We start from the raw sequence: 255 nt of genomic DNA on the forward strand, positions 1-255 counted from the left end.
GAAATCAATCGCACCCTTTCAGTCTCCGGGACCGTCGCTTCGACTGGCGTAGCCCACTCAACAGAAATTGAGCGCACCTGATGCGGATCTACAGGAGTTGGAGATCGATAGTAGGCTGTGCTGCCATTTTTAGAGGTTGTCATCTCGCTGCGGTTTTTCAAAAAACCGGTGTCGGTTGCTTGCATTGTCGAGCAGGCCGTCAGGCCAGTCACAGCCATCAATAAAAGCAGCCGAGAGGCGCAGGCAACGACAGAG

At 53.7% G+C, this 255-nt stretch carries 1 protein-coding gene; it reads right to left on the minus strand.

The window, feature by feature from the left end:
* Positions 1 to 255 (minus strand): hypothetical protein (locus C5P05_RS34160; RefSeq protein ID WP_232834267.1); only part of this gene is annotated, 255 nt, incomplete at both ends.

Origin of the sequence: Rhodoferax ferrireducens (genome assembly GCF_003347515.1) — a bacterium.
Lineage (GTDB): Bacteria > Pseudomonadota > Gammaproteobacteria > Burkholderiales > Burkholderiaceae_C > Rhodoferax.